Origin of the sequence: [Clostridium] fimetarium (assembly GCF_900111235.1) — a bacterium.
Lineage (GTDB): Bacteria > Bacillota > Clostridia > Lachnospirales > Lachnospiraceae > Clostridium_N > Clostridium_N fimetarium.
In genome coordinates this window covers 191068-216333 of the sequence record NZ_FOJI01000008.1, presented here as the reverse complement: position 1 = coordinate 216333, position 25266 = coordinate 191068, and the positions used below count along the sequence as shown (strand labels likewise).

Sequence of the window (25266 nt, the reverse complement as noted above, 5' to 3'; positions counted from 1 at the left end):
AGACTACGAGGTAGATAGGTTAGAGGTGTAAGCATGGTAACGTGTTCAGCTGACTAATACTAATAGGTCGAGGGCTTAACCAAGCGAAACATTGTTTTTGCTACTAAAAGTAAAGTTAAGATAAGTTGCGTAGCAACTTAAAATGGCTTTGCGAAGCAAAGACAATGGTCATAGGATAGAACATACAAGAGAGTTATCTTTAGAGATAAAGATAAAAAAACGGATGATAGATATATTTAATATGCAGTTTTGAAGGAACAATAATTATTTTTTTATATTATAATTATTTTGCACAGTATGTAAATACTGTGTTTTTTGTTGTCCAAAATTAGGGAAAAATGAATTTTATTTTAAATTGTTAAATATTGTTTGAGTATTTATCAAATTAAAAGACATACTAATTCTGAACAAAATAATAGGAGGTGTTTATAATGGATAAAACTAATTATAATCATAGTATAAAATGTTCAGTAAACCAGTGTACGAATCACGCAGAAGGTGATAGTTATTGTGCTTTGAGCCAGATCTCGGTAGGAACTCATGAAAGTGAACCAACTGAAGTGAAATGTACAGATTGTGAATCATTTAAAGTTAAATAAATCAAAAATAGAGCTACTGCAAAACTAATATTATCTTAGTTTTGCAGTAGCTCTATTTTGATTTCAAAAACAAATGATAGTATAATATTATAAGTTAAAACCAAAATATTTAACTGCATTGTTGTATGAAATGTCTTGAACCATTTCACCAAGAACTTTCATATCAGCTGGGTATTCACCATTTTCAACCCATCCACCGATGAGGTTACACATGATTCTTCTGAAATATTCATGTCTTGTATAAGATAAGAAACTTCTTGAATCTGTAAGCATTCCAATGAAGTTACCAAGTAAGCTTAAATTAGCAAGAGAAGTCATTTGATTAATCATACCAATCTTGTGATCATTGAACCACCAAGCGGAGCCTTGTTGAATCTTTCCAACAGCTGATGAATCTTGGAAACAACCGATCACAGTTCCAATTGCTTCATTCGCATTAGGATTAAGTGAGTAAATAATTGTTTTAGGTAATTCATCAGTTGAGTTCAATGCGTTAAGGAACTGAGCCATTTCTGCAGAGCTATCAAAAGAGTTGATGCAGTCAAATCCAGTATCTGGACCTAATTTATTGAATTTGAATAGGTTATTATCACGTATTGTACCATAATGTAACTGCATAGCCCAACCTAATTTGTTATATTCTTTACCTACAAATACCATAAATGCAGTCTTAAACTGAGCTGTTTCAATATCTGTTAAAGGCTCACCAGTTGCACGTTTTGCAAAGATTGCTTCTACTTGCACATCCGTTGCTGGTTTGTACATTACATATTCAAGCGCATGATCAGATGCTTTACATCCATAAGAAGCGAAGAATGCTAAACGAACTTTCAATGCTTCTTTAAGGTCAGCAAATGAATTGATAGTAACACCACTTACATCGCTTAATTTCTTCATATAATCTAAAAAGTCTGGCTTTTCAATATTCATTGCTTTGTCAGGTCTCCAAGCTGGAAGTACCTGTACATCAAATGAAGTATCATCAGCAATTTGTTTGTGGTATTCAAGTGAATCAATAGGATCATCGGTTGTACATATAAGAGTAACACCAGATTGTTTAATTAAATTACGTACGGTCATTGAATCTTCTTGAAGCTTCGCATTACAGATATTCCAAACTTCTTCAGCGGTATCCGCATTAAGAGCACCAGTATAACCAAAGTATTTTTGAAGTTCAAGATGACTCCAATGGTAAAGTGGATTACCAATTGCTTTTGTAAGAGTTTCAGCCCATTTTTGAAACTTTTCTCTATCAGGTGCATCACCTGTAATATAATATTCATCTACGCCATTTGAACGCATTTGACGCCATTTGTAATGATCACCGCCAAGCCATATTTGAGTGATATTTTGAAACTTTCTGTCATCAGCAATTTCTTTTGGATTGATGTGACAATGATAGTCTAAGACTGGCATTTTAGAAGCAAAGTCGTGATAGAGCGTTTGAGCAGTTGGTGTTTCAAGTAAAAAATCTTTGTCCATAAATTGTTTCATGTTTAAATTCCTCCTATGAGTTAAAAATTAGTTGTGTTTCGTTTTATTAAATCGGCAGATATAACAGTTCGCTCTGGAACTTTACCACCGCTAAAAACTTTCATTAAAGATTCGACAGCAGTTACGCAGAGTGTTTCCACTTTGCTATCAATAGACGTAAGCTCTGGTTCAGTACAGTTTGCAAGCACAGAATTATTATAACCGACAATACTTAAATCGCTCGGTATATTTAGGCTATGCTCAAATGCAAATTTGACGGCACCTACAGCAAGAGAGTCATCTGAAGTAACAACAGCATCAAATGAAATATTATTTAAGTATAGTTCATTTAAATATTCCTTCGCTCTTACAATGCTTTTTGTGCACATATGAAAACAATCAGGATTAACCTCTAAATGATTGTCTTCCAATGCTTTTTTGTACCCAGATAATTTATCTTTTCCGCTATAGGAGGTACTCGTATATAAATAAACGATATTTTTTCGTCCACTTTTGATAAGATCATCTGTAACAGAATAAACGGCAGATTTATCATCACACAGAGTACAAAATATATTATCTCCAGAAAGTTGACCATTTACTAGCATAATTGGTAATTGCTTTGCTGCCTTTAATATATAATCATTATCAGAAGTATCTGGGTCGCTACTTAAAAATTTAGAACCAACCAAAATAATTCCGTCAACACGCTTAGAAAGTAATAGGTTAAGATATTGCATCTTATTTTCTAAACTGGTACCAGTACAACATAAAATGGAATCGTAGGCGTTGAATCTAAGCTCACGCTCGAGAAAATATACTGCATTTGCAAGATAAATATCAGATGAATCAGTGCACATAATTCCAATGGTTTTCATTGTATTAAGACCTAATCCTCTCGCAAATACATTTGGCGTGTATCCTAGTTCTTCCATAACAGAAAGAACACGCAGCTTTGTTTTTTCACTTACATTGGAGTTGCCGTTAATAACTCTTGATACAGTAGCAATTGAAACGCCGGCTTTTTCCGAAACGTCATATATGTTCATTGAAATTCCCCAATCCTTAATAATGTAAGTACTTACATGTCGATAATTTGATTATACAATGGCAAAAACATAAAAACAAGGGTAAATCCAAAAAATATTTAAAAATTGATTGGAGTATAAAATTTATGGGGAGGTATCGAGTGAATAATAATTTATCATTATGTGTTTTGCCTTGCCTTTCCTTCAAGCAGTATGTTTTTTTGCAAGCCTCAGAGATGATGAAAAGTCTCACTTCGTTCGATTTTCATCTGAGTCTTTGCAACCGAAGCATACTGCTTCGGTTCGCGAGCGTCGTCAAATTGACATGCAAGCATGTCAGCTTGACTTGTGCTTTCGCGGAAAATATAAGCACTGCTTTCAGCCGGTCGGCGGCGAAACACATAATGATAAATTATTATTCACGGTTACGTTATGAAATAAGTTTTAAAGCTCAAATGAATATAACAATATAACTTTTTGAAATATACCAAACTTAAAATAAAAAATTATTAAAATTAGCATTGACATATTTTTATTTTAACGTTAAAATAATAAATGTAAGCGCTTACAATATATTTGCAATTGACTTTACAAATGATTCAAATAATGTGATTAAGTGTATATTTAAAATGTTTTGTAGGCTTATGAATTATGAAAAATAGGGATAATCCCCCCAAATAATAAAGGAGAAATATAATGCAAAGATTAAACAAACAGATTTCAAAAGCAGTTGATAGACCAGTTAAGGTTCTTCAGTTTGGTGAAGGTAACTTTCTTAGAGCATTCGTTGATTATATGTTTGATGTAACCAATGAAAAAACCGATTTTAATGGCGGTGTAGTTATCGTTAAACCAATTCAATTTGGTAACCTTGATAGATTTCATGAGCAAGAATGTCAGTATACACTTCAATTAAGAGGCTTTGAGAATGGACAACCTAAAAAAGTTACTCGTATCATTACATCAGTAGTAGATGCAGTTGCCGCGATTGAAGATTATCAAAAGTATGAAGATTATGCGAAGTGTGAAACACTCAGATTTGTCGTTTCTAACACAACTGAAGCTGGTATCGTATTTGATGAAACAGATGATTTTAATGCGTTACCTCCTAAGACATATCCTGGTAAATTAACAAAAATCTTATTTGATAGATTTAAAGCATTTAATGGCGCACAGGATAAAGGTCTTATCTTAATTCCTTGTGAACTGATTGCTGATAATGGTATTAACCTTAAAAAGTGTATTATGCAGTTTGTTGATCTTTGGGAATTAGGAGATGAATTCAAAGCTTGGCTTGAATCAGCTTGTTCGTTTTGCAGTACACTTGTTGATAGAATTGTTCCAGGATATCCAAGAGATGAAGCAGATGCTTTATGTGAAGAGTTTGGCTATGAAGATCAATTGATTGTTACAGCAGAAATCTTTGGCTTATGGGTTATCGAAAGTGATAAAGATCTTGATGCACTTAGGAAAGAACTTCCATTTAATGAAGCTGGACTTCCAGTTGTATTTACAAAAGATCATCACCCATACAAAGAAAGAAAAGTTAGAATCCTGAATGGTTCACATACATCTTTCGTACTTGCTTCATTCCTCGCTGGCAACGATCTTGTTAAACAGTCAATGGATGATCCAACAATTAGAAAGTATATGGAAGAAACATTATTTGATGAAGTAATTCCTACATTATCATTATCACCAGAAGATTGTAAGGAATTTGCAGCTGCTGTAAGTGAAAGATTCCAAAATCCATTTATCAAGCACAAATTATTAGATATATCTCTTAACTCAGTATCAAAATGGGAAGCACGTTGTTTACCTTCATTTTTAGGATATGTAGAAAAATTCGGGAAACTTCCTAAGTATTTAACTTTCTCAATTGCTGCATTAATGAGCTTTTACACATCCCAAAAAGCTGGAGAAATGAGCTTAGTTGGCAATAGAAATGGTGAAGAATATACAATCCGTGATGATAAAGATGTTCTTGATTTCTTTAAGGCTAACTCTTCAAAGTCACCTAAAGAATTTACTCAGGCATTTTTAAGCACAGAAAAATTCTTCGGTCAGGACCTTACAAAGGTTTCTGGATTAGTTGATGCAGTTACTTCTTATATCACTGATATTAGAGCAAAAGGAATGAGAGCTGTTGTTGAAGAATTAGTAAAATAAAGAACTGTTCAATTTATTAGCAAAGTGGAGCGCATGTACCCACTTTGCTAATAAATTTAATAATATTAGTAACTAAGGACAATAATAATTAGTGGAGGTAAATATGCAAGATTTTATCAGGATTAATGTGAATGACAATGTTGCGGTTGCACTAAAACCAATTGCAATGGGAACAACAATTGATGTGGCAGGAATAGCTGTTACTACTGTTGAAGATATTCCTCAGGGACACAAATTTGCAATTAAAGCGATTGCAAAAGGTGATTCTGTTATAAAATATGGCTTTAGAATAGGATATGCGCAGGTAGATATTTCGGTAGGTGGATGGATTCATACGCATAATTTAAAAACAGCGCTTGGAGAAGTTGTTGAATATTCATATCATCCAACAGGTACAGATGTAACTTCTACACAAGATGCTTATTTCGATGGCTTCATAAGAGAAAATGGAAAAGTTGGCGTTCGTAATGAAGTTTGGATTATTCCAACTGTTGGATGTGTTAATTCAATTGCAAAAGCAATCGAAGCTACTGCAAAAGCTTTAAAACCTGCAAATGTTGAAGATGTTATTGCATTTCCTCATCCTTATGGCTGTTCACAGATGGGCGAGGATCAGGAGTATACGAGAAAAATTTTAGCTGATTTGGTTAATCATCCAAATGCTGGAGCCGTACTTGTACTTGGTCTTGGTTGTGAAAACAGTAATATAGAAATTCTTAAAAAATATATTGGTGAGTATAATGAAGACAGAGTAAAATTCCTTCAAGTTCAAGATGTAGAAGATGAAATGGAAGTTTCACTTGAATATATGGATCAATTATTTCAATATGCTTCGACATTTAAAAGAGAAAAAATTAATGCAAAAGAACTTATCGTTGGTATGAAATGTGGTGGATCTGATGGTTTATCAGGTATTACTGCGAACCCTGTTGTAGGAGCGTTTTCTGATATGCTTGTCTCTAAAGGCGGAACAACAATTCTTACAGAAGTACCTGAGATGTTTGGAGCTGAGACAATTCTTATGGATCGTTGTAAAAACGAAGTATTATTTCATAAAACAGTAGATTTAATTAATGATTTTAAAAATTATTATGTGGCAAATAATCAAACGATATATGAAAATCCTTCACCTGGTAATAAAAAGGGTGGAATTTCGACGCTCGAAGATAAGTCATTGGGATGTATACAAAAATCAGGAACCTCACTTGTCAAAGGTGTTTTAGCATATGGTGAAATCGTTGCAACAAAAGGTCTTAATCTTTTAAGTGCACCAGGCAATGATTTAGTGGCTGCAACAGCATTAGCTGCTTCAGGCGCGCATATTGTGTTATTTACAACTGGACGTGGTACTCCTTTTGCATCACCAGTTCCAACGGTTAAGATTTCAAGTAATACTTTGATCGCTACTAAGAAACGCAATTGGATTGATTTCAATGCGGGTCGATTGGTTGAAGATAAGAGTATGGATGAACTTTCACAAGAATTACTTGATTATGTATTAGCAGTTGCTTCAGGTAAACTGGTTAAAGCGGAAGAATTAGGATTCCATGATTTAGCAATATTTAAGCTAGGTGTAACACTTTAACACATTGCACTTCGAAATATACAATGTTTTTCTCTGAGAATGTTGACAAATATTGTCTTAAATATTAAAATAAAAGGATATTGTGTAGTACAAACTGCACTAGTATAAAAGGAGATCATTTAAATGAAAAAAGAAGAAGTAATCTTAAACATGAAAAAAGAGTGTTTAGTAGCTGTTGTTCGTGCTGAAAATAAGGAACAAGGTGAAAAAATCATCGATGCTATCATTGCTGGTGGAATCAATTTCATCGAAATTACAATGACAGTTCCAGGTGCTGTTGATATTATCAAAGCTATGTGCGAAAAATATGCTAGTAACAAAGATGTAGTTATCGGAGCTGGTACAGTTCTTGATCCTGAAACAGCAAGAGCTGTAATTTTAGCAGGAGCACAGTATGTAGTAAGCCCAGGCTTAAACCCAGCAACAATCACTTTATGCAATAGATATAGAATACCTATGCTTCCAGGTGTATTATCACCAACAGAAGCTATTCAAGCATTAGAGCTTGGATGTGATGTGATTAAAATATTCCCAGGTAACTTGGTTGGACCTTCAGCTATTAGCTCATTCAAAGGACCTCTTCCACAAGCTGAGTTCATGCCTTCAGGCGGAGTTGATGTTCCGAATGTTGCTGATTGGATCAAAGCAGGAGCTTGTGCAGTTGGTACAGGAAGTAGCTTGACAAAGGGCGCTAGTAAGGGCGATTTTGCTGCAGTTACAGCAAAAGCTCAAGAATTTGTTAAAGCAGTTGCAGCAGCTAGAGCTTAGTTTATAAAAAGTAAAGATGCAGATTTTTAAATTTGTAACTGTTAATTACAAAGCAGAACACTGTTCTGCTTTGTTGTATGTAAAATATTATGATTTTAAAGGAGAATTTCAAAATGGCTAAAGTAGTGACAATGGGAGAGATCATGTTAAGATTATCTACTCCAGGATTCGAAAAATTTATTCAAGCAGATGAATTTGATGTAGTTTATGGCGGTGGTGAAGCTAACGTTGCTGTATCACTTGCTAATTATGGACATGAAGCTGAATTCGTATGTAAAGTTCCTGCTAACGAAATCGGTGAATGTGCAATTGCAGCTCTTCGTAAAATGAACGTAAAGACAGACAATATGCCTATTGGTGGCGAAAGACTTGGTATCTATTTCTTAGAGACTGGCGCTTCAATGAGAGCTTCTAAAGTAGTTTATGATAGAGCTTATTCTTCAATGTCAACAGCTACAGTTGATGATTTCGATTTTGAAAAAATATTTGAAGGCGCTGATTGGTTCCATTTCACAGGAATTACTCCAGCTATTTCAGATTTAGCAGCAGAAGTTACAGAAGCAGCACTTAAAGTAGCGAAAGCAAAAGGAATTACTGTATCAGTAGATCTTAACTTCCGTAAAAAATTATGGTCATCAGAAAAAGCACAAAAGGTTATGTCTAACCTTATGCAGTATGTTGACGTATGTATTGGTAATGAAGAAGATGCTGAAAAAGTATTAGGCTTCAAACCAGGTAACACAGACGTAACAACTGGCGAACTTGAACTTGCTGGTTACCAATCAATCTTCGAGCAAATGGTTGATAAATTCAACTTCAAATATGTTATTAGTTCACTTCGTGAAAGCTACTCAGCATCAGATAATGGCTGGTCAGCTTGTATCTACCAAGCTAAAACAAAAGAATTCTATCATTCAACAAAATACGATGTTAGAATTGTTGACCGTGTTGGTGGTGGAGATTCATTCGCAGGTGGAACAATTTGTGGTTTATTAGATTATCCAGATGATTTCAGAAAAGCACTTGAATTTGGTGTTGCAGCTTCAGCTCTTAAGCACACAATTCTTGGTGATTTCAACCTTGTATCAAAATCTGAAGTTGAAGCTCTCATGGGCGGCGACGCATCAGGCCGAGTACAAAGATAAATCCGCGTCAGCAATGACCGCGTAAGCAATGAGTAATATGGAAAAAACCAGGACCGGCCAAAAGAAAGCTCGCTTTCTTTTGGCCGGTCCTGGTTTTTTTTATATTACGAATGCCGCGATGAAAATACGCGAAGCGTATTTCTCATTGCTTACGCTCAATAAACTATCTCATTTTATATCTTTTTATCTTTTGTTTTACCTCTTTTTTCACCCATACCACAACCCCTAGTATAACTTATCGACTTTTTTAGAAAATATTGTGTATTTAGATTGAAATAATTGTGAATTTACTATAAACTTATAAATAAATATTGCCGATAATAAAATAGAGTTATATTGTAATGAAAAGTAAATTATGATTATTATATTAATGATATAAGACAGGTATATTATGTAGGAAAAATACATTAGCCACATGATAAATTTAAAATGTGGTATAAAATCTCTAGAAAAGAGGATTACATGAGAAGATTGCGAAAAATATGGAAGATAATAGCAGGAGGAGTGATGGCCTGTATATTAATTGGTGTTTATATTGCATATGTAAGTGCGAGTACAAATGTCAAACTGACGATGGTTAATACGAATGTTGTAGTCGTTCAAGGCAATACTGCTACACTATCTGTTAACATGACAGGTACAGATGATAATAACCCAAATCCTAATGATAAATCACCTATTCCAGCTAATGTGGAATGGACAACAGATGACAAGAGTATAATGAATTTTGTTGATGCAACTGCACAATCAGGTTATTCAGAACTTGTGAACGGTAATTCTTCAGTTATACATGCTAATTTTGCTGGTATAGCAAAGATTTCAGCAACATATTATTCAAAAGTATATGATGCTAATGGTATTGTAACGCAAAAAGAAAATATTTCTACTGCAAGTTTGGATTCAGTAGTGCCATTGATTGTAACACTAATCGACAATGCTGGAAACTCAAATATTAGCGGAAAGATATACTCACTTGGTGATACCGTTAATATTACAACTAATACATATACAGACAATGCGTCGGTAATTGAAACTTCAAATACTGGAGTAGTGAAGGTCGTTAATTCAGCTTACAACAATGCAACATTAAGTATTGTCGGAGGTGGATCAGCTAAAGTTACAATCAGAACAGCAGATGGAGACGGAAATAACAATCTTACATATTCATTCACGGTAAACGCAAAAGTGGATTTTACGGATGGAGCAGTTAGTAGTAGTGGAGAGAGAATTATAACCCTCGATAAAACTCCATTTGTTGCATTTGAAAGAACGTTAATTAAAAGTAATGTTATTACTCCTAGCCAGTCAGGTGCAATATGGGAATCAGGTGATGCATCAATTTTAACTGCATATGGTAATGGAGAGGTTCTTGGATTGTATGCCGGTGTAACTGCACTTAAGGCTGGTATTCAAGTTACCGATGTTGGCGGAAACAAAACATTTTTACCAGGAAGTTTTGATACGATAACAGTCATAACACCATTTAAATGGTTGAATTCAGTTGAGAATATGAATGTAACAGATACATTTCAATTAAGCTGTAGTGGTAAGAAAGGCGAACTTACTTGGACAACTAGTGATAATAAAGTTTTAACAGTTGATGCTAATGGATTAGTTACAGCAGTAGGAAGCGGAACGGCAACAATTTCAGTTGCAAGGCCAACAGATATTAATAACCAGACTAATAAATATGGTGAAACTTATTCAGTATCGATGACTATTCAAGTAATTGATTCATTTGGACTTAGCACAACAAGTAAAGAAATTAATATAGGTGAGTCATATGGTTTAAAGGCGCTTACAACAACGAGTAATGCGGTTATATCATTTAAAGTTACAAATGAAGCAGAAATTGGACAGACACCACCAACATATCAGGTTGTGTCTACAACGACAAGCACAGACGGCAAGACATTAACAATAACAGGTGTCGCATCTGGTATTGTAAGAGTTGTTGCAACCCAAAATATTAAGGGATTAATAAAAACTGCAGAGTGCCTTATATATGTAAGGACACCGGTTGGGGTAGTCACTTTAAACCCTACTTCTCTTAATATTAATAGGGGAAAAACTGATATAGTTCAGGTAATATTTAATCCTTCAACACCGTTTAATGATAAAGTACTATGGACTTCATCTAATACAGATGTTGCAACCGTAAAGGGTGATAGTAAGACAGCAACCGTAACAGCCGTAAAAGGTGGTACATCAACGATTTCTGTGGTTACAATGGATGGATTGAAAGTTGCCAGTTGTGATGTATATGTAAGAGAACCCGTTACTGGTGTCAGCTTAAATCAAACAACTGTATATTCTGAAATGTCTATTGGTAGCTATCAATTAAGCGCGACTGTGTTGCCTTCAGGCGATGGTGTTAATAGAAAAGTCACATGGACCTCTTCCGATCCGACTATTGTTACAGTAGATGCAAATGGTCTTGTAAAGTATGTAAAACCTGGATATGCAACTATTATTTGTAAAACAGAAGATGGGTCATTTATTGCGACTTGTAATTTCTTCGTAAGTATTCCAGTAAAAACTGTTTCATTAGATTATACGGATGCAATCATGTCACTTGGTGGAAAGTTAAGAATTACGGCTGAGGTACTTCCTATTACAGCTTCTAATAGAGCAGTAGCCTGGACATCATCTAATACGAATATTTTAGTAGTGGATTCCAATGGACTTGTTCAAGCGGTAGGAACTGGGAATGCAACAATTCTTTGTAAGACATTAGATGGCGGAGTTACTGCAATGTGTAATGTTTATGTTAAGCAGCCAGTTACAAGTGTTGTGTTAAATGCTTCGGAAACTACAGTTCGCAAGGGTCAAGTGTTCTGGTTAAATGCAACTGCTCTTCCAGAGAGCGCAGATAACAAGATAGTAACTTGGTCAAGTACTGATACAAAATTAGCTACGGTAGACAAAGATGGTAAAGTAACAGCAGTTAATCCTGGAATTGTTACTATCATAGCTACTAATACAGATACAGGACTTACAGGATTTTGTGTTGTAACAATTACGCAACCCGTTACAGGACTTACTTTGAATTCAACATATCAGGAGATGTGGGTAGGTTCTAAATATGCAATTATACCTAATGTATTACCTATTGATGCACAAAATAAAAAAGTTACATATCAGTCAAGCGATGCAACAATAGCAAGTGTAGACGAAAATGGAATCGTTACGGCCATCAAAGGTGGAAGCTGTATTGTCATAGTTACAACAGATGAAGTTAAACTTACGGCTACTGTATCGATAGATGTCAAAGAATATGTTTCGACGATTTCATTAAATGAAACAAATAAATTCATGAATATAGGAACTGCATTGAATTTAACAGCTACGGTTACAAGAGATTCTGCAACCAATAAAAATGTAGTTTGGACTTCCTCAGACTCCAATGTAGTGTCAGTTGATGCAAATGGACATTTATATGCTAATAGCCCTGGTAATGCGGTTGTAACGGCTACAGCTTCAGATGGAAGCGGTGTAAGTGCATCGTGTGTAATTAGAGCAGTAATACCTGTTACTTCGATTTCAGTAGAACCAGATACAATTAAATTACTGGTTGGTGATTCGCAGAAGGCATATGCTACAGTATATCCAGAAGGAGCAACCATTAAAAATGTAACATGGGTTTCGTCTAATGAAGCGATTGCTACAGTAGATGGCGACGGTGAAGTGTTTGCAGTTGGAGTTGGTAAAGCTAAAATAACAGCAGTTTCTAATGATGGAAATAGTATAAAAGCATCTTGCTCAGTATATGTAACACCAATTATTAAGATAACATCACTTAAAATTAATTCAAAAGAGATCACAATGTTATCTGGTAAGACAAGGCAGTTAACGGCTAGAATCACACCTACAAATACAACAGAGTCGGTATCTTGGTATTCAACAGATACATCTATCGTAGTTGTAGATGATAGTGGTAGAATTACTACTGTTGGACCAGGTACTGCAGATATTGTGATTTCAGGTGGTTTGAATAATGTAGAATCTACTTGTATAGTACATTCAATGGCAATAAGTCAGAGTAGTATATCACTTGAACAATATGATACATTTGATTTGGCCGTTGATGGTGCTGTTACAGCTATATCTTGGAGAACAGCGAATCCAAGAGTTGCAACCATTACATCTTCTGGACATATCGTTGCTAGAATGGCAGGTACAACAACAATTACAGCAACAGTTGATGGGAAAACTTTAACTTGTGTGGTAAGAGTAACTAATATAAAATAAGGACGGACGAAAAAGCTCATATATTCCTCATGTTCGCGCATTGCCTCTACAGCCTTACGATATTGTCTGCATTCGGTTTGACACCTTGAAAATGGTGTCAACCGCCTGTAGACAATATCGTGAGGCTGTAACGGCAAATGGCGGACATTTGAGGAATATATGAGCTTTTTCTGTGCGTTGGAGGGCGGAAAGGCGGAAAGGCGGAAAGGCGGAAAAAACAAAGGCGGAAAACCAAAGGCGGAAAAATCAAAGGCGGAAACTTGGGGGGAATGGGATAGTAGGGTAAGGAATCTTATGTGAATTATAAATTAGTGGGATTTATATTAAAAAAGAAGTAACTTTAACTGTAAAGTGGGAATAATTAGAGTGAATTTTCACGTATATTAAAGGGGTAAGGAGGGAGACTAATGTTTGATCAAAAACCATATAGTATAAAAGTCGGGATTTATTTACCGAAGATTTATCTTTATCATGCGAATAGGTATAGATATCAATTTTATAAGGATAAAATATTGTATAAAGCTTGTTGTCGGAAGGTAGTAGACTACTTCACATTAAGATATGGTGGTTGTACTAGAGTAGAAGCGATTGGTAGTTATAAACCTAAAAATGCAAATGACGTAGCATATAATATACATGAGCAAGTAGTATATGCATATATACCTGATAATTGTCTTAATGAGCAGGAATTATATAATTTATGCAGTGGTTGTTGTAAAGTGCTAAGGCAGGATACAATAGCAATAGAGGTGAATAATGAGATGTACTTTATCTCAAAAAATGAATAGTTGAATTGAAATTAAATGATTAGATATATAAGCTCTTTTGAGCATGTTTATACTAGGTAAATTAAAAATGAAAGATATTGACAGAAAAAAATAAAAGTGATATGGTTATGTAGATGGGTAACATACCAAAAGGGCAAGTAAATTATAGGAATGGAGCGAAAAAATGATAGAAATTGAAAATCTTACAAAGATATATAAGCTTAGTAAGAAGCAGATGCAAAAAGCAAAAACAAAAAAGAATACTAAAATTGCTGTAGATGGGGTTTCTTTTGAAGCTGAAAATGGCGAAATTTTTGGCCTATTAGGACCAAATGGAGCAGGTAAAACTACCACATTAAGATGTATTGCAACACTTTTAAAACCTACGGGCGGAAGTGTCAAAGTTTCAGGGTTTGATACTGTTTCTGATTCAATGGAAGTCAGAAAGAAAATTGGCTTCCTAACAAATGAAATTAAGCTTGATCCACAATTTTCAGCCAAATATTTATTTAATTTTTTTGGTAGAATGCATGATGTGGAACAATCTGAGTTAGATCACAGAAGAGAAGAATTATTTAATTATTTTGGAATAAAAGAGTTTGAAGATAAAAAAATAGAAGAGCTTTCAACTGGTATGAAACAAAAAGCTGCGATTGCAGTAGCACTTGTGCATGATCCTGAAATAATCATTTTTGATGAACCTACAGTGGGTTTAGATATTATTACAGCTCGTTCAGTTACCGATTATTTGAAAGCACTTAAAGAGAGAGGCAAGCTAGTAATTATATCAACACATATCATGTCTGAGGCAGAGAAACTATGTGATAGAATCGCAATTATTGTTGATGGAAGAAAAATCGCAGAAGGAACTATAAAAGAAATATTAGAAGCTACAAACGCTGGAGATTTAGAAGATGCATTTTTTCAATTATATAAAGAAAATCACAAGGAGGAAAAATAATTGAAATCAATAAAGACTGTATTATCCAAAGAATTATATAGAATATTTAAGGATAAAAAAATGATTTTTTCAATTTTTATTCTCCCAATTATACTGATTGTAGGTATGCTTACTTTAGTTGGAACTATGGCAGAAAATGCATCTAGCGACGTTCAAAAGCATGTATCTACTGTATATATTCAAAATGCGCCAAGTGAATTTAAGTCACTCATGAGTAAGGTTGACAGCAATTCAAACGGCATCATATTTTTAAATGTGAATGATGATACATCATCTATTCAAACGGATATTTTGAAAGAAAAGATAGATTTGTTAATTGTATTTCCTGATAACTTCTCAAAATCAGTTACTGATTTAGGGGGGGGGGATTTACCTAGTGTTTTGGTTTATTATAATCCATCTGTTGACTATTCGGCTTCAGCCGAAAGTACATATGTTAATAGTTATCTTGAAGCATATAGACAGAATTTATTAGTTACAAAATATGGTAACATTAATGAAGTAAAGTTATTTGATATTCAACAAAGTATAGTTCAGGATGAGGCAAAAGCAACAGGAAAAATGCTAGGTTCTTTATTCCCATATCTTATCACTATTGTGTTATTTATAGGCGCTATGAGTTTAGGAATTGATACGATTGCAGGTGAAAAAGAAAGAGGAACAATGGCAAGTCTTTTAATGACACCAGTAAAACGTACATCAATTGTAATGGGAAAATTAATTGCGTTGATGATATTATCCGTTATTTCAGCAGCAGTATATGTAATAACAATGGTGGTAGCTATTCCAATCATGATTAAATCAAAAGGGTCAGGTATGGATTTATCTGGATTATCCATTAAATTCACCCCAATGCAAATCTTTGAACTTGTAGTTATAATGGTTGGTCTAGTTTTCTTGTATGTTGCGCTTATTGGTATAGTAGCCGTATATGCAAAATCAGTAAAAGAAGCATCAACATTTATAATGCCATTGTATTTTGTTATAATTGCAACTGGTATGATGACAATGTATGGTACATCGGTAACGAATGTTGGTTTATATGCAATTCCACTTTACAATAGTGCTATTGCTTTAAAAGCGATTCTGTCAGGTGATATTACGATGATGCAATTTGTTCTTACTGCAGCAAGTACATTTACAGCAGCAGGAGTAGTTACTGTATGCATAGGAAAAGCTTTCAATAGTGAGAAAGTAATGTTTAATGCATAGTTATAGTTATAGTTATAGTTATTGATATAGATTAAATTTTGAACAATACAAAACAGCATCTTCTAATTCTAATGAATTTTGAAGGTGCTGTTTTTAAATAAATATGAGGGGGGGAGATAGAAAGAATTTCTTTACTATCTAATGCCAATTATAGCTGTTGTTTGTGTGTTTATTGTGTACTAAGTATAAAAATTAAATTAAAATAATAAAATATAAAATGAAATAAAATAAACAAAACTCCTAATACTAATATAAGTAGATGTTCCAATTTTGTTATTAAAACCATCAGATATTTTGTCATTAAAATCAGGAAAGATTGATTATTTTAAGCAAATGTGGTATTATTATAAATAATTATTTGCGAGGAGACTAGTTATGAATGATAAAGACAATTTTGAATTAGATAAAGAATTAGCCAAATCAATTGAAAAACTTATAGATGAAGAAACTACCGTTGCAAAAGCATTTGTTGATAGAAATTTATTGAAAAATAGTGACTACAATAATATTCCCCCAAAATCAATATATGACGAAGAAAAATCAAAGACACAAGCAATTCCAGAGATACCTAGTAGGAATGTTACAATGGGAAATGGTTCGGATGGAGGTCCCAAAGCTTCTTTCAATGAGACAAAAACGATTCCCAATATGTCAAATGGTGTTAATAATTCACCTCCAAAAAAGAAATTAGATAAAAAGACAAAACTTATTATTGCTGGAGTGTCAGGTGCTGTAATTCTTGTTATTGTGGTTATTATTATTGTGGCCAGCATTATGAATAACAAAAATAAGAGTTCTTATAAATACAATTATGAAAAAGGTGTTGAGTATTATAATGACAAAGATTACAAATCTGCTTTACCTTATTTTGAAAAAGCAGAAGTCGCTGATACTAGTAAAAAGAATATTGACTTAAAATTCAAATTATATGACTGTTACATAGGAGTCGCAAATAACGATAAAGCAATTGAAAAATTAAAAGAAATTTTATCTTATGAAAGCAATAATGAAAAGGCATTAACTGCACTTGCAAGTAATTATGCTACAAATAAACAAGGAGATAAACTTACTGAATTAATCAGAAAATATGAAGGAACAGAAGGTCAAAAGTATTTGGCTAGTTATGTCGTTTCAGTGCCTACTGCATCAAAAGCAGCAGGAAAATTTGATGTTGAAATTAGTTTAGAATTAGTATCAACAGAATCAAATAAGATTTACTATACTTTAGATGGCACGGAGCCAACTTCAAAGAGTTCATTATATTCTGAAGCAATTCAGATTAAAAAAGGTGATACTACAGTAAAAGCAATCGCTGTGAATAACATAGGAACCGCAAGCAACATTTTAGAACAAAAATATACCATTGACTTCAAAGCTCCAGACTCGCCCGATATATCACCTGTAACAGGAACTTATCAAGAAGGACAAAAAATCGAGATTACAAATCTGAAAAGTGGAGATACAGCATATTATACAGTTGAGAGCAAAACGGATTCAACAAAGGATCCAACAAAGGATTCAACTCCATATAAAGAAGCATTTATTATGCCACCAGGTAATACAGTCGTAAAAGTGATAATTATTAATCAATATGGGCTAAGTAGTTCGATTTCTAGTAGAAACTACAACGTTGTAGCTACAAAAATATATACATTTGATGAATCATTAGTACTACTGAAAGCTAGGATGAAGGCTACTGGTGATTTGAAAGCTGACGGTATTACATTTAAGGATGGTAAGACAGTAGAATTTATATATAATACAAGAAAAACAATTAAAAATATAGATATGTATATTACTTCTTATAATTTATCAAAAGTTAGACAAACCAATTATTATGGTATTGATGTTAAAAGTGGTCTATGTTATAAAGTTACTGAGAGTGGTGGGGAATTTTCCGCTACAGAGTATTAATTGTTAAATTATCAAGATCAAAATTTGAAATGCCGAAAGGGGCACTATTATGTACACAATCCAAAAAGCTGAGGAATTAGCTAGTAAAATTTTCTTAATGGATGTTGTAGCACCTAGAATTGCTAAACATTGTAAACCAGGACAATTTATTATCGCCAAAATCGATGAAAAGGGTGAAAGAATTCCCCTTACCATTTGTGATTATGATTCAGAAAAAGGTACAATCACAATTGTTTTCCAAATAATTGGTGCATCAACAGACAGAATGGCAAAATTACAAGTTGGAGATTCATTCTCTGATTTTGTTGGACCACTCGGAATGGCTTCAGAATTCGTTGGAGAAGAATTAGATACTCTTAAGAATAAAAAGATGCTATTTGTTGCAGGTGGTGTAGGTACAGCACCTGTATATCCACAGGTTAAGTGGCTTCATGAGCACGGAATTGATGCGGATGTAATTATGGGATCAAAAAACAAGGAATCATTAATCCTTGAAGATGAAATGAGAAAAGTTGCTGGTAATCTTTATATAACAACAGATGATGGAAGCTATGAAAGAAAAGGTATGGTAACAGAAGTAATTAAAGATTTGGTTGTAAATCAAGGCAAAAAGTATGATGTTTGTGTGGCCATTGGTCCTATGATTATGATGAAGTTTGTTAGTATTTTAACAAAAGAATTGGGATTACATACAATTGTTAGTATGAATCCGATTATGATGGATGGAACTGGTATGTGCGGAGCATGCCGTTTAACAATAGGCGGAGAAATTAAGTTTGCTTGTGTTGATGGGCCGGAATTTGATGGTCATTTAGTTGATTTTAATCAAGCGATGAAACGTCAGCAGCAGTATAAGTCAGAAGAAGGAAGAGCAATGCTCAAAGAATTAGAAGGAGATACACACCACGGTGGATGTGGTAATTGCGGAGGCGAAAAATAATGAACGTATTGAAAAAAGTACCTGTAAGAGAACAGGATCCAAATATAAGAAATTCAAATTTCGAAGAAGTTTGTTTAGGATATAATCAAGAAGAAGCAATGGAAGAAGCAATTAGATGTATTAATTGTAAGAATGCAAAATGTATTAACGGATGCCCAGTAGCAATCGATATTCCAGCATTTATACATGAAGTTAAAGAAGGTAATATTGAAGAAGCGTATAAGGTGATTGGAAAGTCTTCTTCACTTCCTGCCGTATGCGGACGCGTATGTCCACAAGAAAGCCAATGTGAAGAAAAATGTATCAGAGGTATTAAAGGTGAACCAGTATCAATTGGTAAACTTGAAAGATTTGTTGCTGATTGGGCTAGAGAAAATAATATCAAGCCAGTTGCACCAGCAGCGCTTAACGGCAAAAAGGTTGCAGTTATTGGAGCAGGTCCAGCAGGGCTTACTTGCGCAGGCGATTTAGCAAAATTGGGATATGAAGTAACCATATTTGAAGCACTCCACGAAGCGGGCGGTGTTTTGGTTTATGGTATTCCTGAATTCCGTTTACCCAAAGAGACAGTGGTTAAGCACGAAATTGATAATGTCAAGAGCTTAGGTGTTAAGATTGAGACCAATGTGGTAATTGGAAAATCAGTAACAATTGATCAGTTATTTGCAGAAGAGGGTTTTGACGCAGTGTTTATAGGATCTGGCGCTGGACTTCCAAAGTTTATGGGAATTCCTGGCGAGAATGCAAATGGTGTATTTAGCGCAAATGAATATCTTACAAGAAACAATTTAATGAAAGCATTTGATGAAAGTTATGATACTCCTATTTTCAAAAGTAAAAAAGTTGCAGTCGTTGGTGGTGGAAATGTAGCTATGGATGCTGCTAGAACAGCACTTAGACTTGGCGCTGAAGTTCATATCGTATATAGAAGAAGTGAAGCAGAACTTCCAGCAAGAGCGGAAGAAGTACATCATGCAAAACAAGAAGGAATTATTTTCGATTTACTAACGAATCCTACTGAAATCCTCGTTGATGAGAATAGTTGGGTGAAAGGATTGACCTGTGTTAAGATGGAACTTACAGAACCAGATGCATCTGGAAGAAGAAAGCCAGTTGAAATTAAGGGATCGGAATTCACATTAGATCTTGATACCGTAATTATGGCATTGGGTACATCACCAAATCCACTTATTTCAGCTACGACAAAAGGTCTTGAGATGAACAAGTGGAAATGTATTGTTGCTGAAGAAGAATTTGGCAAGACAACCAAAGAAGGCGTATATGCTGGAGGCGATGCTGTTACAGGCGCGGCAACAGTAATACTTGCAATGGGTGCTGGTAAAGCAGCAGCTAATGGAATTGATTTGTTCCTATCAAAGAAGTAGAAGATATAACAATTCTAAATATTTGTTTTAAAACTGACTAGACATCTGGAGGTTTTAGAATATGCTTGCGAGCATGTTCTAGAGCCTTTTTTGTGCAAACCCGGAATTTTATATGGCGATGGGAGCAAACAGACTATCACATAAAACACTTTATCGTTTAGAAGGTAATAGCCTTATTTCACTTGCAAAACATGAATAAGACACAGCCGTATACATTTATATCCTAATTAGTTATACTTTTGGAAATTTCAATGGAAAATAATGAATACTTGAAGTATAATAAATGGATAAAAAATATTGTACACTTTTCTGTCGGATTTTCAAAATGACAGTAGTGAGAGATGGAGTAAATATGGTTATTCATATCGTTAATTGGAATTTAAATGATACAGTGGCTAAAGAAGATTATCCTTTTGTCAAAGATAAAATGAAAGCTATTTTAGAAGGTTTGGTAGGTGTTGTACCTGGACTAGTTAGTGCAAAATTAATTATTAATCCGCTGGAATCAAGTAATATTGAGGTCGCATTGATATGTGAACTTGAAAGTGTGGAAGCACTGAAAGGATATCAAATACATCCTGCACATGTTGAGGCTGGAAAGTATGTGAAAACAGTAGTTTGTGACAGACGCTGTCTTGATTACGAAGCTTGATTTTTTCTTGTAAAAAGATTCAAAGACGGACGAAATAGTCGCATGGATGTCCTCTTGTTCGCGAGTTGCCTCTACACCCATGCTATAATGTCTGCATTCGGTTTGACACAAGTGTCAACCGACTTCAGACATTATAGCATGGGTGTAACGGCAAATGCGGACAATTGAGGACATGCATGCGACTATTTCTGGTTGTTGGGAAATATAAAAGAAAAAATACGCTTTGACTGAGGGGATGGGTTACATTATAAGAGGGGATGGGTTACATTATAAGAGGGGACGGGTTACATTATTGGGTGGGGAATAGGGAGGAGTAGTAATCGTCTGCGATTTTTACTAGATATTCTTCTTCTAAAGAAGAATACAATTCCTCTAATTTCGCCCTAATTGCTTCAACGCGTTTAAAGTATTTCATTTCTTCTGGAATATTTGTGTCGTAGGAATTTTCAATGGTCTCAATTGTAAGGTTCGCATGTAGCCAATCTATTAACTTCGTTGTGAATTCCTCTTCTTCAGCAGCTTGCTGTTTTAATATTTTAGAATATCTTAGTGATGAAATTCCGATGATAATAAAACCGATAAATAAACCACCAACCACTACATTTAAAAGGATTTTTGAAACGCCTGACATCCCCCATAGCTTAATTATTCCAATATCTTCTAGTATAAGGATAAGAAGTCCGAAACAGCCGCAAATTAGAAACGTATAGGCTGATGATAAATTATCTTTATATCGATCTGAAGTTTTGACATATGTATTAGTAGTAGGAACCGTAATTTCAGTATATTCCTCCTCGACTCCAAATTCTGAATCCTCAGTATAATTTGCATCAAATTCATTTTCTTTAAATATTCGAATTAAATCAACTGCTTTTTTGTAGTTATGTCTACCAACTTGAACTTCATAACTTTGGTTAAGTGAATCAAAAACCATTATTGCTTCGGGAATTTCCGAAAATAGTAAGAGCTTAACTAATCGCTTTGCGATTTCTTCATCAACATAGGCAACAGGCTCAAAATTTAACTTAACTAACTTCTCTGACTTATCTGATTTATCTAACTCATCTAACATATTAACAAGTTTATTCCCACACTCTTTGCATTCTGTAGTTCCTTCGGGAAATTCTATTTTACATTTGGGGCACCAAGACATTTGAAATTCTCCTTTATTAAATTAATAGTATATTATTCATAGGTAATTATAAAACAAATGTGTGAAAAAAGATAGTCGCGTTAAAAATATAATATGTTATACTAAATAAATGGTAAATGCGCTTATTTGGAATGAAATTACCATTCAAAGAGCAGATGGAAGGAACTAACATGAAAGACACTACACAAAATAAGGCAATATTGATTTTTACTGGCGGGATGATTAATCTTGAATGGGCTAGAGAATGGCTTGCGAACCAACAATTTGATTATGTGATTGCAGCAGATAAGGGATTGTTATATGCAGATGAGTTGAATTGCAAAGTTGACTATATTCTCGGTGATTATGATTCAGTTGATAAGGATTTATTAGAAAAATATAGAAGCATGAATGTTGAATTAACTACGTTTCCTTGTGAAAAAGATTACACTGACACACATTTAGCGATAGAAACAGCAATAGAAAGAGGCGCAAGCCAGATTACGATATTAGGCGCAACAGGTTCAAGAATGGACCATACAATGTCTAATATTCAAAATATGAAAATCGCTTTGGACTTAGGGGTCCCTTGTTACATTGTTAATGAATATAACAAAATATATCTAGCAAATAAAAATAGAGTGATTAATAAATCAGAGCAATTTGGAAAGTATATTTCATTGATCCCGTTTTCCCAAAGTGTAACGGGTTTGACGCTTAGTGGGTTTCATTATCCGTTGAAAAAATTTAGGATGGATCAGGGTCTTAGTGTAGGAATTAGTAATGAAATAGTGAGAGAAAAAGGTATCATTGAATTCGATAATGGAGTGTTAATTATATTTGAAACAAAGGATTGATTACTAATTGGATTAAACAAAAAAAGTAATTTGTTTATTTGATCAAATACAATGAATATTCTAATATTTGGCTAGTTTATACTTGATATTTAGAACACATCAAGATACAATGTATAATATATATATTTTTTGATTTAAATAATAAATCACGGAGGTCTAGAGGATAATGAACAATCAGACACAAGGGCCAGCAAGAAGTAGAATTAATGCTATTCTTGATGACAATAGTTTTGTTGAAATTGGTGCATTAGTGAAAGCAAGAAGTACTGATTTTAACCTGCAGGAAAAAGATACTCCAACAGATGGTGTAATCACTGGATATGGAGTAATTGATGGTAATCTTGTTTATGTATATAGCCAAGAGTCAGCTATTTTAAATGGCTCAATTGGTGAGATGCATGCAAAGAAAATTTCGAATCTTTATGATTTAGCATTAAAGGTAGGGGCTCCAATAATCGGATTGATTGACTGTGCGGGACTAAGGTTACAAGAAGCAACGGACGCACTGAATGGATTCGGCGAGATTTATTTAAAACAATCGCTTGGATCGGGAGTTATCCCACAGATTACAGCGATTTATGGAAAATGTGGTGGTGGATTAGCTCTATTTCCGACACTTACTGATTTTACATTTATGGAAGAAAAAGATGCAAGATTATTCGTAAATAGTCCAAATGCATTAGAGGGAAACTATGATTCTAAGCTTGATACAGCAACAGCTAAGTTTCAAAGCGAGGAAGTTGGATTAGTTGACTTTATTGGAGATGAACAATCAATTGCGGTTGGAATTAGACAGCTGATTACAATGTTTCCTTCAAATAATGAAGATGATATGTCCTATGATGAGTGTAATGATGATTTGAATCGATTATGTAGTGAAATCGCTAATGTAGTTGGTGATACTTCAATTGTTCTTTCAAATATAGCAGATAATAATATTTTGGTTGAAGTGAAAGCAAATTACGGAAAATCTATGGTTACTGGATTTATTAAATTGAATGGCGCAACAATTGGTGCAGTTGCTAATCGTTGTGAAATATACGATGAAGAAGGCAAGATATCTGAAAAATTTGATGCTGTCATCACAGCAGAGGGTGCTGAAAAAGCCTCTGAATTTATTACATTTTGTGATTCATTTGGAATTCCGATACTTACACTTACCAACGCAAAGGGGTTTGAGGCTACGATTGAATCAGAAAAGAAGATTTCAAAGGCAGTTGGAAAATTAACCTATGCATTTGCAAATGCTACGGTTCCTAAGGTTAATGTAATTATAGGTGAGTCACTAGGAAGTGCTTATGTAACAATGAATAGTAAATCCATTGGAGCTGATATCGTATTTGCATGGACGACAGCATCAGTGGGTATGATGGACTCATCAATGGCAGTTAAGATTATATATGCAGATGAGATCAGTAAATCAGACGATCCTAACTCATTAATATCTGAAAAAGCAACAAAATATAAAGACCTTCAATCAAGTGTAGAGGCAGCCGCAAGCAGGGGTTACATTGATACAATAATTGAAGCGGAAGATACAAGAAAGTATGTAATTGCAGCATTTGAAATGTTATTTACAAAGAGAGAGGATCGTCCAGCAAAGAAACATGGAACGGTCTAAATGAGGTGATACGTAATATGAAGAGTAATATAAAAAAATTCTTAGTATTGTTATCTATGTTAGCCTGTGTCTTTAGTATAACAGCATGTGATAACGGAAGTAGTTCAAAAAAACCAACAAGTAAGGCGATGACCTATGATGAGACTACAGTAAAAACATCTATTACTTCAGATTTACAAAGCTTATCAAATGATTATTCAGATGAACAACTTACAACGATGAAGGATAGTGTTGAAGAACAAGTTGGAATACTAATTACTAACTGGATTAATGTAAGAAAAGATCTTGGAACGTTTGTGGAAATCACCTCATGTAATTTTGAGGCGACTGCAACAACATTAACAGCATATGCTCAGTGTACCTATTCTCTGCGCAAAACTGCATTTACAATATCATTTGACGCAGATGGTGTAATCACTAGTAGTTCATTTTCACCTGAATATACATTTGGCGAAAAAATGGAAAGGGCAGGACTTAATACATTAATTGCAATTAGTATCGTATTTTCTGTCTTGTTTTTGATTTCAATATTAATTTCATCTTTTAAGTTTATCAATAAGTTTGAAAAAAAGAAATCTAGCAGTCATGAAGACAGAACAGATTCAATCCAAGCAGTTGATAATACAATAACACAGATAATTCAAAAAGAAGTAAATGAAATAAATGATTTGGAGTTAGTTGCAGTTATAACTGCCGCAATTGCAGCCTCAGAGGGAACCTCCTCAAATGGATTTGTGGTACGTTCAATAAGAAAAACAAATAAAACCAGATGGCAAAGAGCCTAATAATTAATAGGAGGATGTATAA

Annotated in this window: 20 protein-coding genes and 1 rRNA gene; 18 read left to right on the top strand and 3 right to left on the bottom strand. The window is 34.2% G+C overall.

What is annotated here, in order from left to right; all coding sequences use genetic code 11:
- Nucleotides 1-83, top strand: a 23S ribosomal RNA gene (locus BMY18_RS11805); the annotation flags it as partial.
- A gap of 348 nt (nt 84-431) precedes the next feature.
- Nucleotides 432-599, top strand: a complete 168-nt coding sequence (locus BMY18_RS11800; RefSeq protein ID WP_092454246.1) for a DUF1540 domain-containing protein — start codon at nt 432-434, stop codon at nt 597-599.
- An 87-nt stretch (nt 600-686) separates the two neighbouring features.
- Here BMY18_RS11800 and uxaC read toward each other — a convergent pair whose 3' ends face one another.
- Both uxaC and BMY18_RS11790 read right to left on the bottom strand, forming a co-directional pair.
- Nucleotides 687-2093 carry a glucuronate isomerase gene (uxaC, locus tag BMY18_RS11795; RefSeq protein ID WP_092454244.1) on the bottom strand — a complete coding sequence of 469 codons (1407 nt, stop codon included), beginning with the start codon at nt 2091-2093 and terminating at the stop codon, nt 687-689.
- 20 nt (nt 2094-2113) lie between these two features.
- Nucleotides 2114-3121 (bottom strand): LacI family DNA-binding transcriptional regulator, encoded by a 1008-nt coding sequence (locus BMY18_RS11790; RefSeq protein WP_092454242.1) that lies wholly within the window; start codon nt 3119-3121, stop codon nt 2114-2116.
- Between the two features lie 675 nt (nt 3122-3796).
- Between BMY18_RS11790 and BMY18_RS11785 the strand changes: the two genes are divergently transcribed.
- The 13 genes from BMY18_RS11785 to BMY18_RS11730 all read left to right on the top strand — a co-directional run bounded on the left by BMY18_RS11785 (nt 3797) and on the right by BMY18_RS11730 (nt 20849).
- Complete coding sequence (locus BMY18_RS11785) at nt 3797-5269, top strand: tagaturonate reductase (RefSeq protein WP_092454241.1); 1473 nt, start codon at nt 3797-3799, stop codon at nt 5267-5269.
- Between the two features lie 103 nt (nt 5270-5372).
- The gene (locus BMY18_RS11780) at nt 5373-6854 is read left to right on the top strand and encodes a UxaA family hydrolase (protein WP_092454239.1); all 1482 of its coding nucleotides are present in this window, start codon (nt 5373-5375) and stop codon (nt 6852-6854) included.
- A 123-nt stretch (nt 6855-6977) separates the two neighbouring features.
- Entirely contained in the window at nt 6978-7622 is a 645-nt protein-coding gene (locus BMY18_RS11775) for a bifunctional 2-keto-4-hydroxyglutarate aldolase/2-keto-3-deoxy-6-phosphogluconate aldolase (protein WP_092454237.1), read from the top strand.
- A gap of 113 nt (nt 7623-7735) precedes the next feature.
- Nucleotides 7736-8767, top strand: a complete 1032-nt coding sequence (locus BMY18_RS11770) for a sugar kinase (RefSeq protein WP_092454235.1) — start codon at nt 7736-7738, stop codon at nt 8765-8767.
- A gap of 462 nt (nt 8768-9229) precedes the next feature.
- The gene (locus tag BMY18_RS11765; protein ID WP_170841387.1) at nt 9230-13018 is read left to right on the top strand and encodes an Ig-like domain-containing protein; all 3789 of its coding nucleotides are present in this window, start codon (nt 9230-9232) and stop codon (nt 13016-13018) included.
- 159 nt (nt 13019-13177) lie between these two features.
- A complete protein-coding gene (locus BMY18_RS21065) occupies nt 13178-13318 on the top strand; it encodes a hypothetical protein (protein ID WP_170841386.1) in 141 nt (46 codons plus the stop codon).
- Nucleotides 13319-13425: 107 nt separating this feature from the next.
- Nucleotides 13426-13806, top strand: coding sequence for a hypothetical protein (locus tag BMY18_RS11760; protein WP_092454231.1), 381 nt, complete (start codon nt 13426-13428; stop codon nt 13804-13806).
- 163 nt (nt 13807-13969) lie between these two features.
- On the top strand, nt 13970-14746 hold the full coding sequence (locus BMY18_RS11755; protein WP_092454229.1) for an ABC transporter ATP-binding protein: 777 nt from the start codon (nt 13970-13972) through the stop codon (nt 14744-14746).
- Nucleotides 14747-15958, top strand: coding sequence for an ABC transporter permease (locus BMY18_RS11750; protein ID WP_092454227.1), 1212 nt, complete (start codon nt 14747-14749; stop codon nt 15956-15958).
- A 375-nt stretch (nt 15959-16333) separates the two neighbouring features.
- A complete protein-coding gene (locus tag BMY18_RS11745) occupies nt 16334-17872 on the top strand; it encodes a chitobiase/beta-hexosaminidase C-terminal domain-containing protein (protein WP_092454225.1) in 1539 nt (512 codons plus the stop codon).
- A 49-nt stretch (nt 17873-17921) separates the two neighbouring features.
- Nucleotides 17922-18812 (top strand): sulfide/dihydroorotate dehydrogenase-like FAD/NAD-binding protein, encoded by an 891-nt coding sequence (locus tag BMY18_RS11740; protein ID WP_092454223.1) that lies wholly within the window; start codon nt 17922-17924, stop codon nt 18810-18812.
- Entirely contained in the window at nt 18809-20197 is a 1389-nt protein-coding gene (gene gltA / locus BMY18_RS11735; protein ID WP_092454268.1) for an NADPH-dependent glutamate synthase, read from the top strand. The genes BMY18_RS11740 and gltA overlap by 4 nt, the downstream gene beginning before the upstream one ends.
- A gap of 325 nt (nt 20198-20522) precedes the next feature.
- Complete coding sequence (locus BMY18_RS11730) at nt 20523-20849, top strand: Dabb family protein (RefSeq protein ID WP_242941023.1); 327 nt, start codon at nt 20523-20525, stop codon at nt 20847-20849.
- A 289-nt stretch (nt 20850-21138) separates the two neighbouring features.
- Here BMY18_RS11730 and BMY18_RS11725 read toward each other — a convergent pair whose 3' ends face one another.
- Nucleotides 21139-22002, bottom strand: a complete 864-nt coding sequence (locus BMY18_RS11725; RefSeq protein WP_092454221.1) for a hypothetical protein — start codon at nt 22000-22002, stop codon at nt 21139-21141.
- A gap of 131 nt (nt 22003-22133) precedes the next feature.
- Here BMY18_RS11725 and BMY18_RS11720 point away from each other — a divergent pair, with 131 nt between their 5' ends.
- The 3 genes from BMY18_RS11720 (at nt 22134) to BMY18_RS11710 (ending at nt 25244) form a co-directional block, all read left to right on the top strand.
- The gene (locus BMY18_RS11720) at nt 22134-22838 is read left to right on the top strand and encodes a thiamine diphosphokinase (RefSeq protein ID WP_170841385.1); all 705 of its coding nucleotides are present in this window, start codon (nt 22134-22136) and stop codon (nt 22836-22838) included.
- Between the two features lie 166 nt (nt 22839-23004).
- A complete protein-coding gene (locus BMY18_RS11715) occupies nt 23005-24459 on the top strand; it encodes an acyl-CoA carboxylase subunit beta (protein ID WP_092454217.1) in 1455 nt (484 codons plus the stop codon).
- 17 nt (nt 24460-24476) lie between these two features.
- On the top strand, nt 24477-25244 hold the full coding sequence (locus tag BMY18_RS11710) for an OadG family protein (protein WP_092454215.1): 768 nt from the start codon (nt 24477-24479) through the stop codon (nt 25242-25244).
- Nucleotides 25245-25266: the final 22 nt, after the last annotated feature.

What these genes read in the sequence shown, in the direction of transcription:
- BMY18_RS21065 (WP_170841386.1), top strand. Translation starts at nt 13,178, where the DNA reads ATGAGCTTTTTCTGTGCGTTGGAGGGCGGAAAGGCGGAAAGGCGGAAA.
- BMY18_RS11785 (WP_092454241.1), top strand. Translation starts at nt 3,797, where the DNA reads ATGCAAAGATTAAACAAACAGATTTCAAAAGCAGTTGATAGACCAGTT.
- BMY18_RS11755 (WP_092454229.1), top strand. Translation starts at nt 13,970, where the DNA reads ATGATAGAAATTGAAAATCTTACAAAGATATATAAGCTTAGTAAGAAG.
- BMY18_RS11720 (WP_170841385.1), top strand. Translation starts at nt 22,134, where the DNA reads ATGAAATTACCATTCAAAGAGCAGATGGAAGGAACTAACATGAAAGAC.
- BMY18_RS11775 (WP_092454237.1), top strand. Translation starts at nt 6,978, where the DNA reads ATGAAAAAAGAAGAAGTAATCTTAAACATGAAAAAAGAGTGTTTAGTA.
- BMY18_RS11715 (WP_092454217.1), top strand. Translation starts at nt 23,005, where the DNA reads ATGAACAATCAGACACAAGGGCCAGCAAGAAGTAGAATTAATGCTATT.
- BMY18_RS11710 (WP_092454215.1), top strand. Translation starts at nt 24,477, where the DNA reads ATGAAGAGTAATATAAAAAAATTCTTAGTATTGTTATCTATGTTAGCC.
- BMY18_RS11730 (WP_242941023.1), top strand. Translation starts at nt 20,523, where the DNA reads ATGACAGTAGTGAGAGATGGAGTAAATATGGTTATTCATATCGTTAAT.
- BMY18_RS11770 (WP_092454235.1), top strand. Translation starts at nt 7,736, where the DNA reads ATGGCTAAAGTAGTGACAATGGGAGAGATCATGTTAAGATTATCTACT.
- BMY18_RS11765 (WP_170841387.1), top strand. Translation starts at nt 9,230, where the DNA reads ATGAGAAGATTGCGAAAAATATGGAAGATAATAGCAGGAGGAGTGATG.
- BMY18_RS11780 (WP_092454239.1), top strand. Translation starts at nt 5,373, where the DNA reads ATGCAAGATTTTATCAGGATTAATGTGAATGACAATGTTGCGGTTGCA.
- BMY18_RS11745 (WP_092454225.1), top strand. Translation starts at nt 16,334, where the DNA reads ATGAATGATAAAGACAATTTTGAATTAGATAAAGAATTAGCCAAATCA.
- BMY18_RS11740 (WP_092454223.1), top strand. Translation starts at nt 17,922, where the DNA reads ATGTACACAATCCAAAAAGCTGAGGAATTAGCTAGTAAAATTTTCTTA.
- BMY18_RS11790 (WP_092454242.1), bottom strand. Translation starts at nt 3,121, where the DNA reads ATGAACATATATGACGTTTCGGAAAAAGCCGGCGTTTCAATTGCTACT.
- BMY18_RS11800 (WP_092454246.1), top strand. Translation starts at nt 432, where the DNA reads ATGGATAAAACTAATTATAATCATAGTATAAAATGTTCAGTAAACCAG.
- uxaC (WP_092454244.1), bottom strand. Translation starts at nt 2,093, where the DNA reads ATGAAACAATTTATGGACAAAGATTTTTTACTTGAAACACCAACTGCT.
- BMY18_RS11760 (WP_092454231.1), top strand. Translation starts at nt 13,426, where the DNA reads ATGTTTGATCAAAAACCATATAGTATAAAAGTCGGGATTTATTTACCG.
- BMY18_RS11725 (WP_092454221.1), bottom strand. Translation starts at nt 22,002, where the DNA reads ATGTCTTGGTGCCCCAAATGTAAAATAGAATTTCCCGAAGGAACTACA.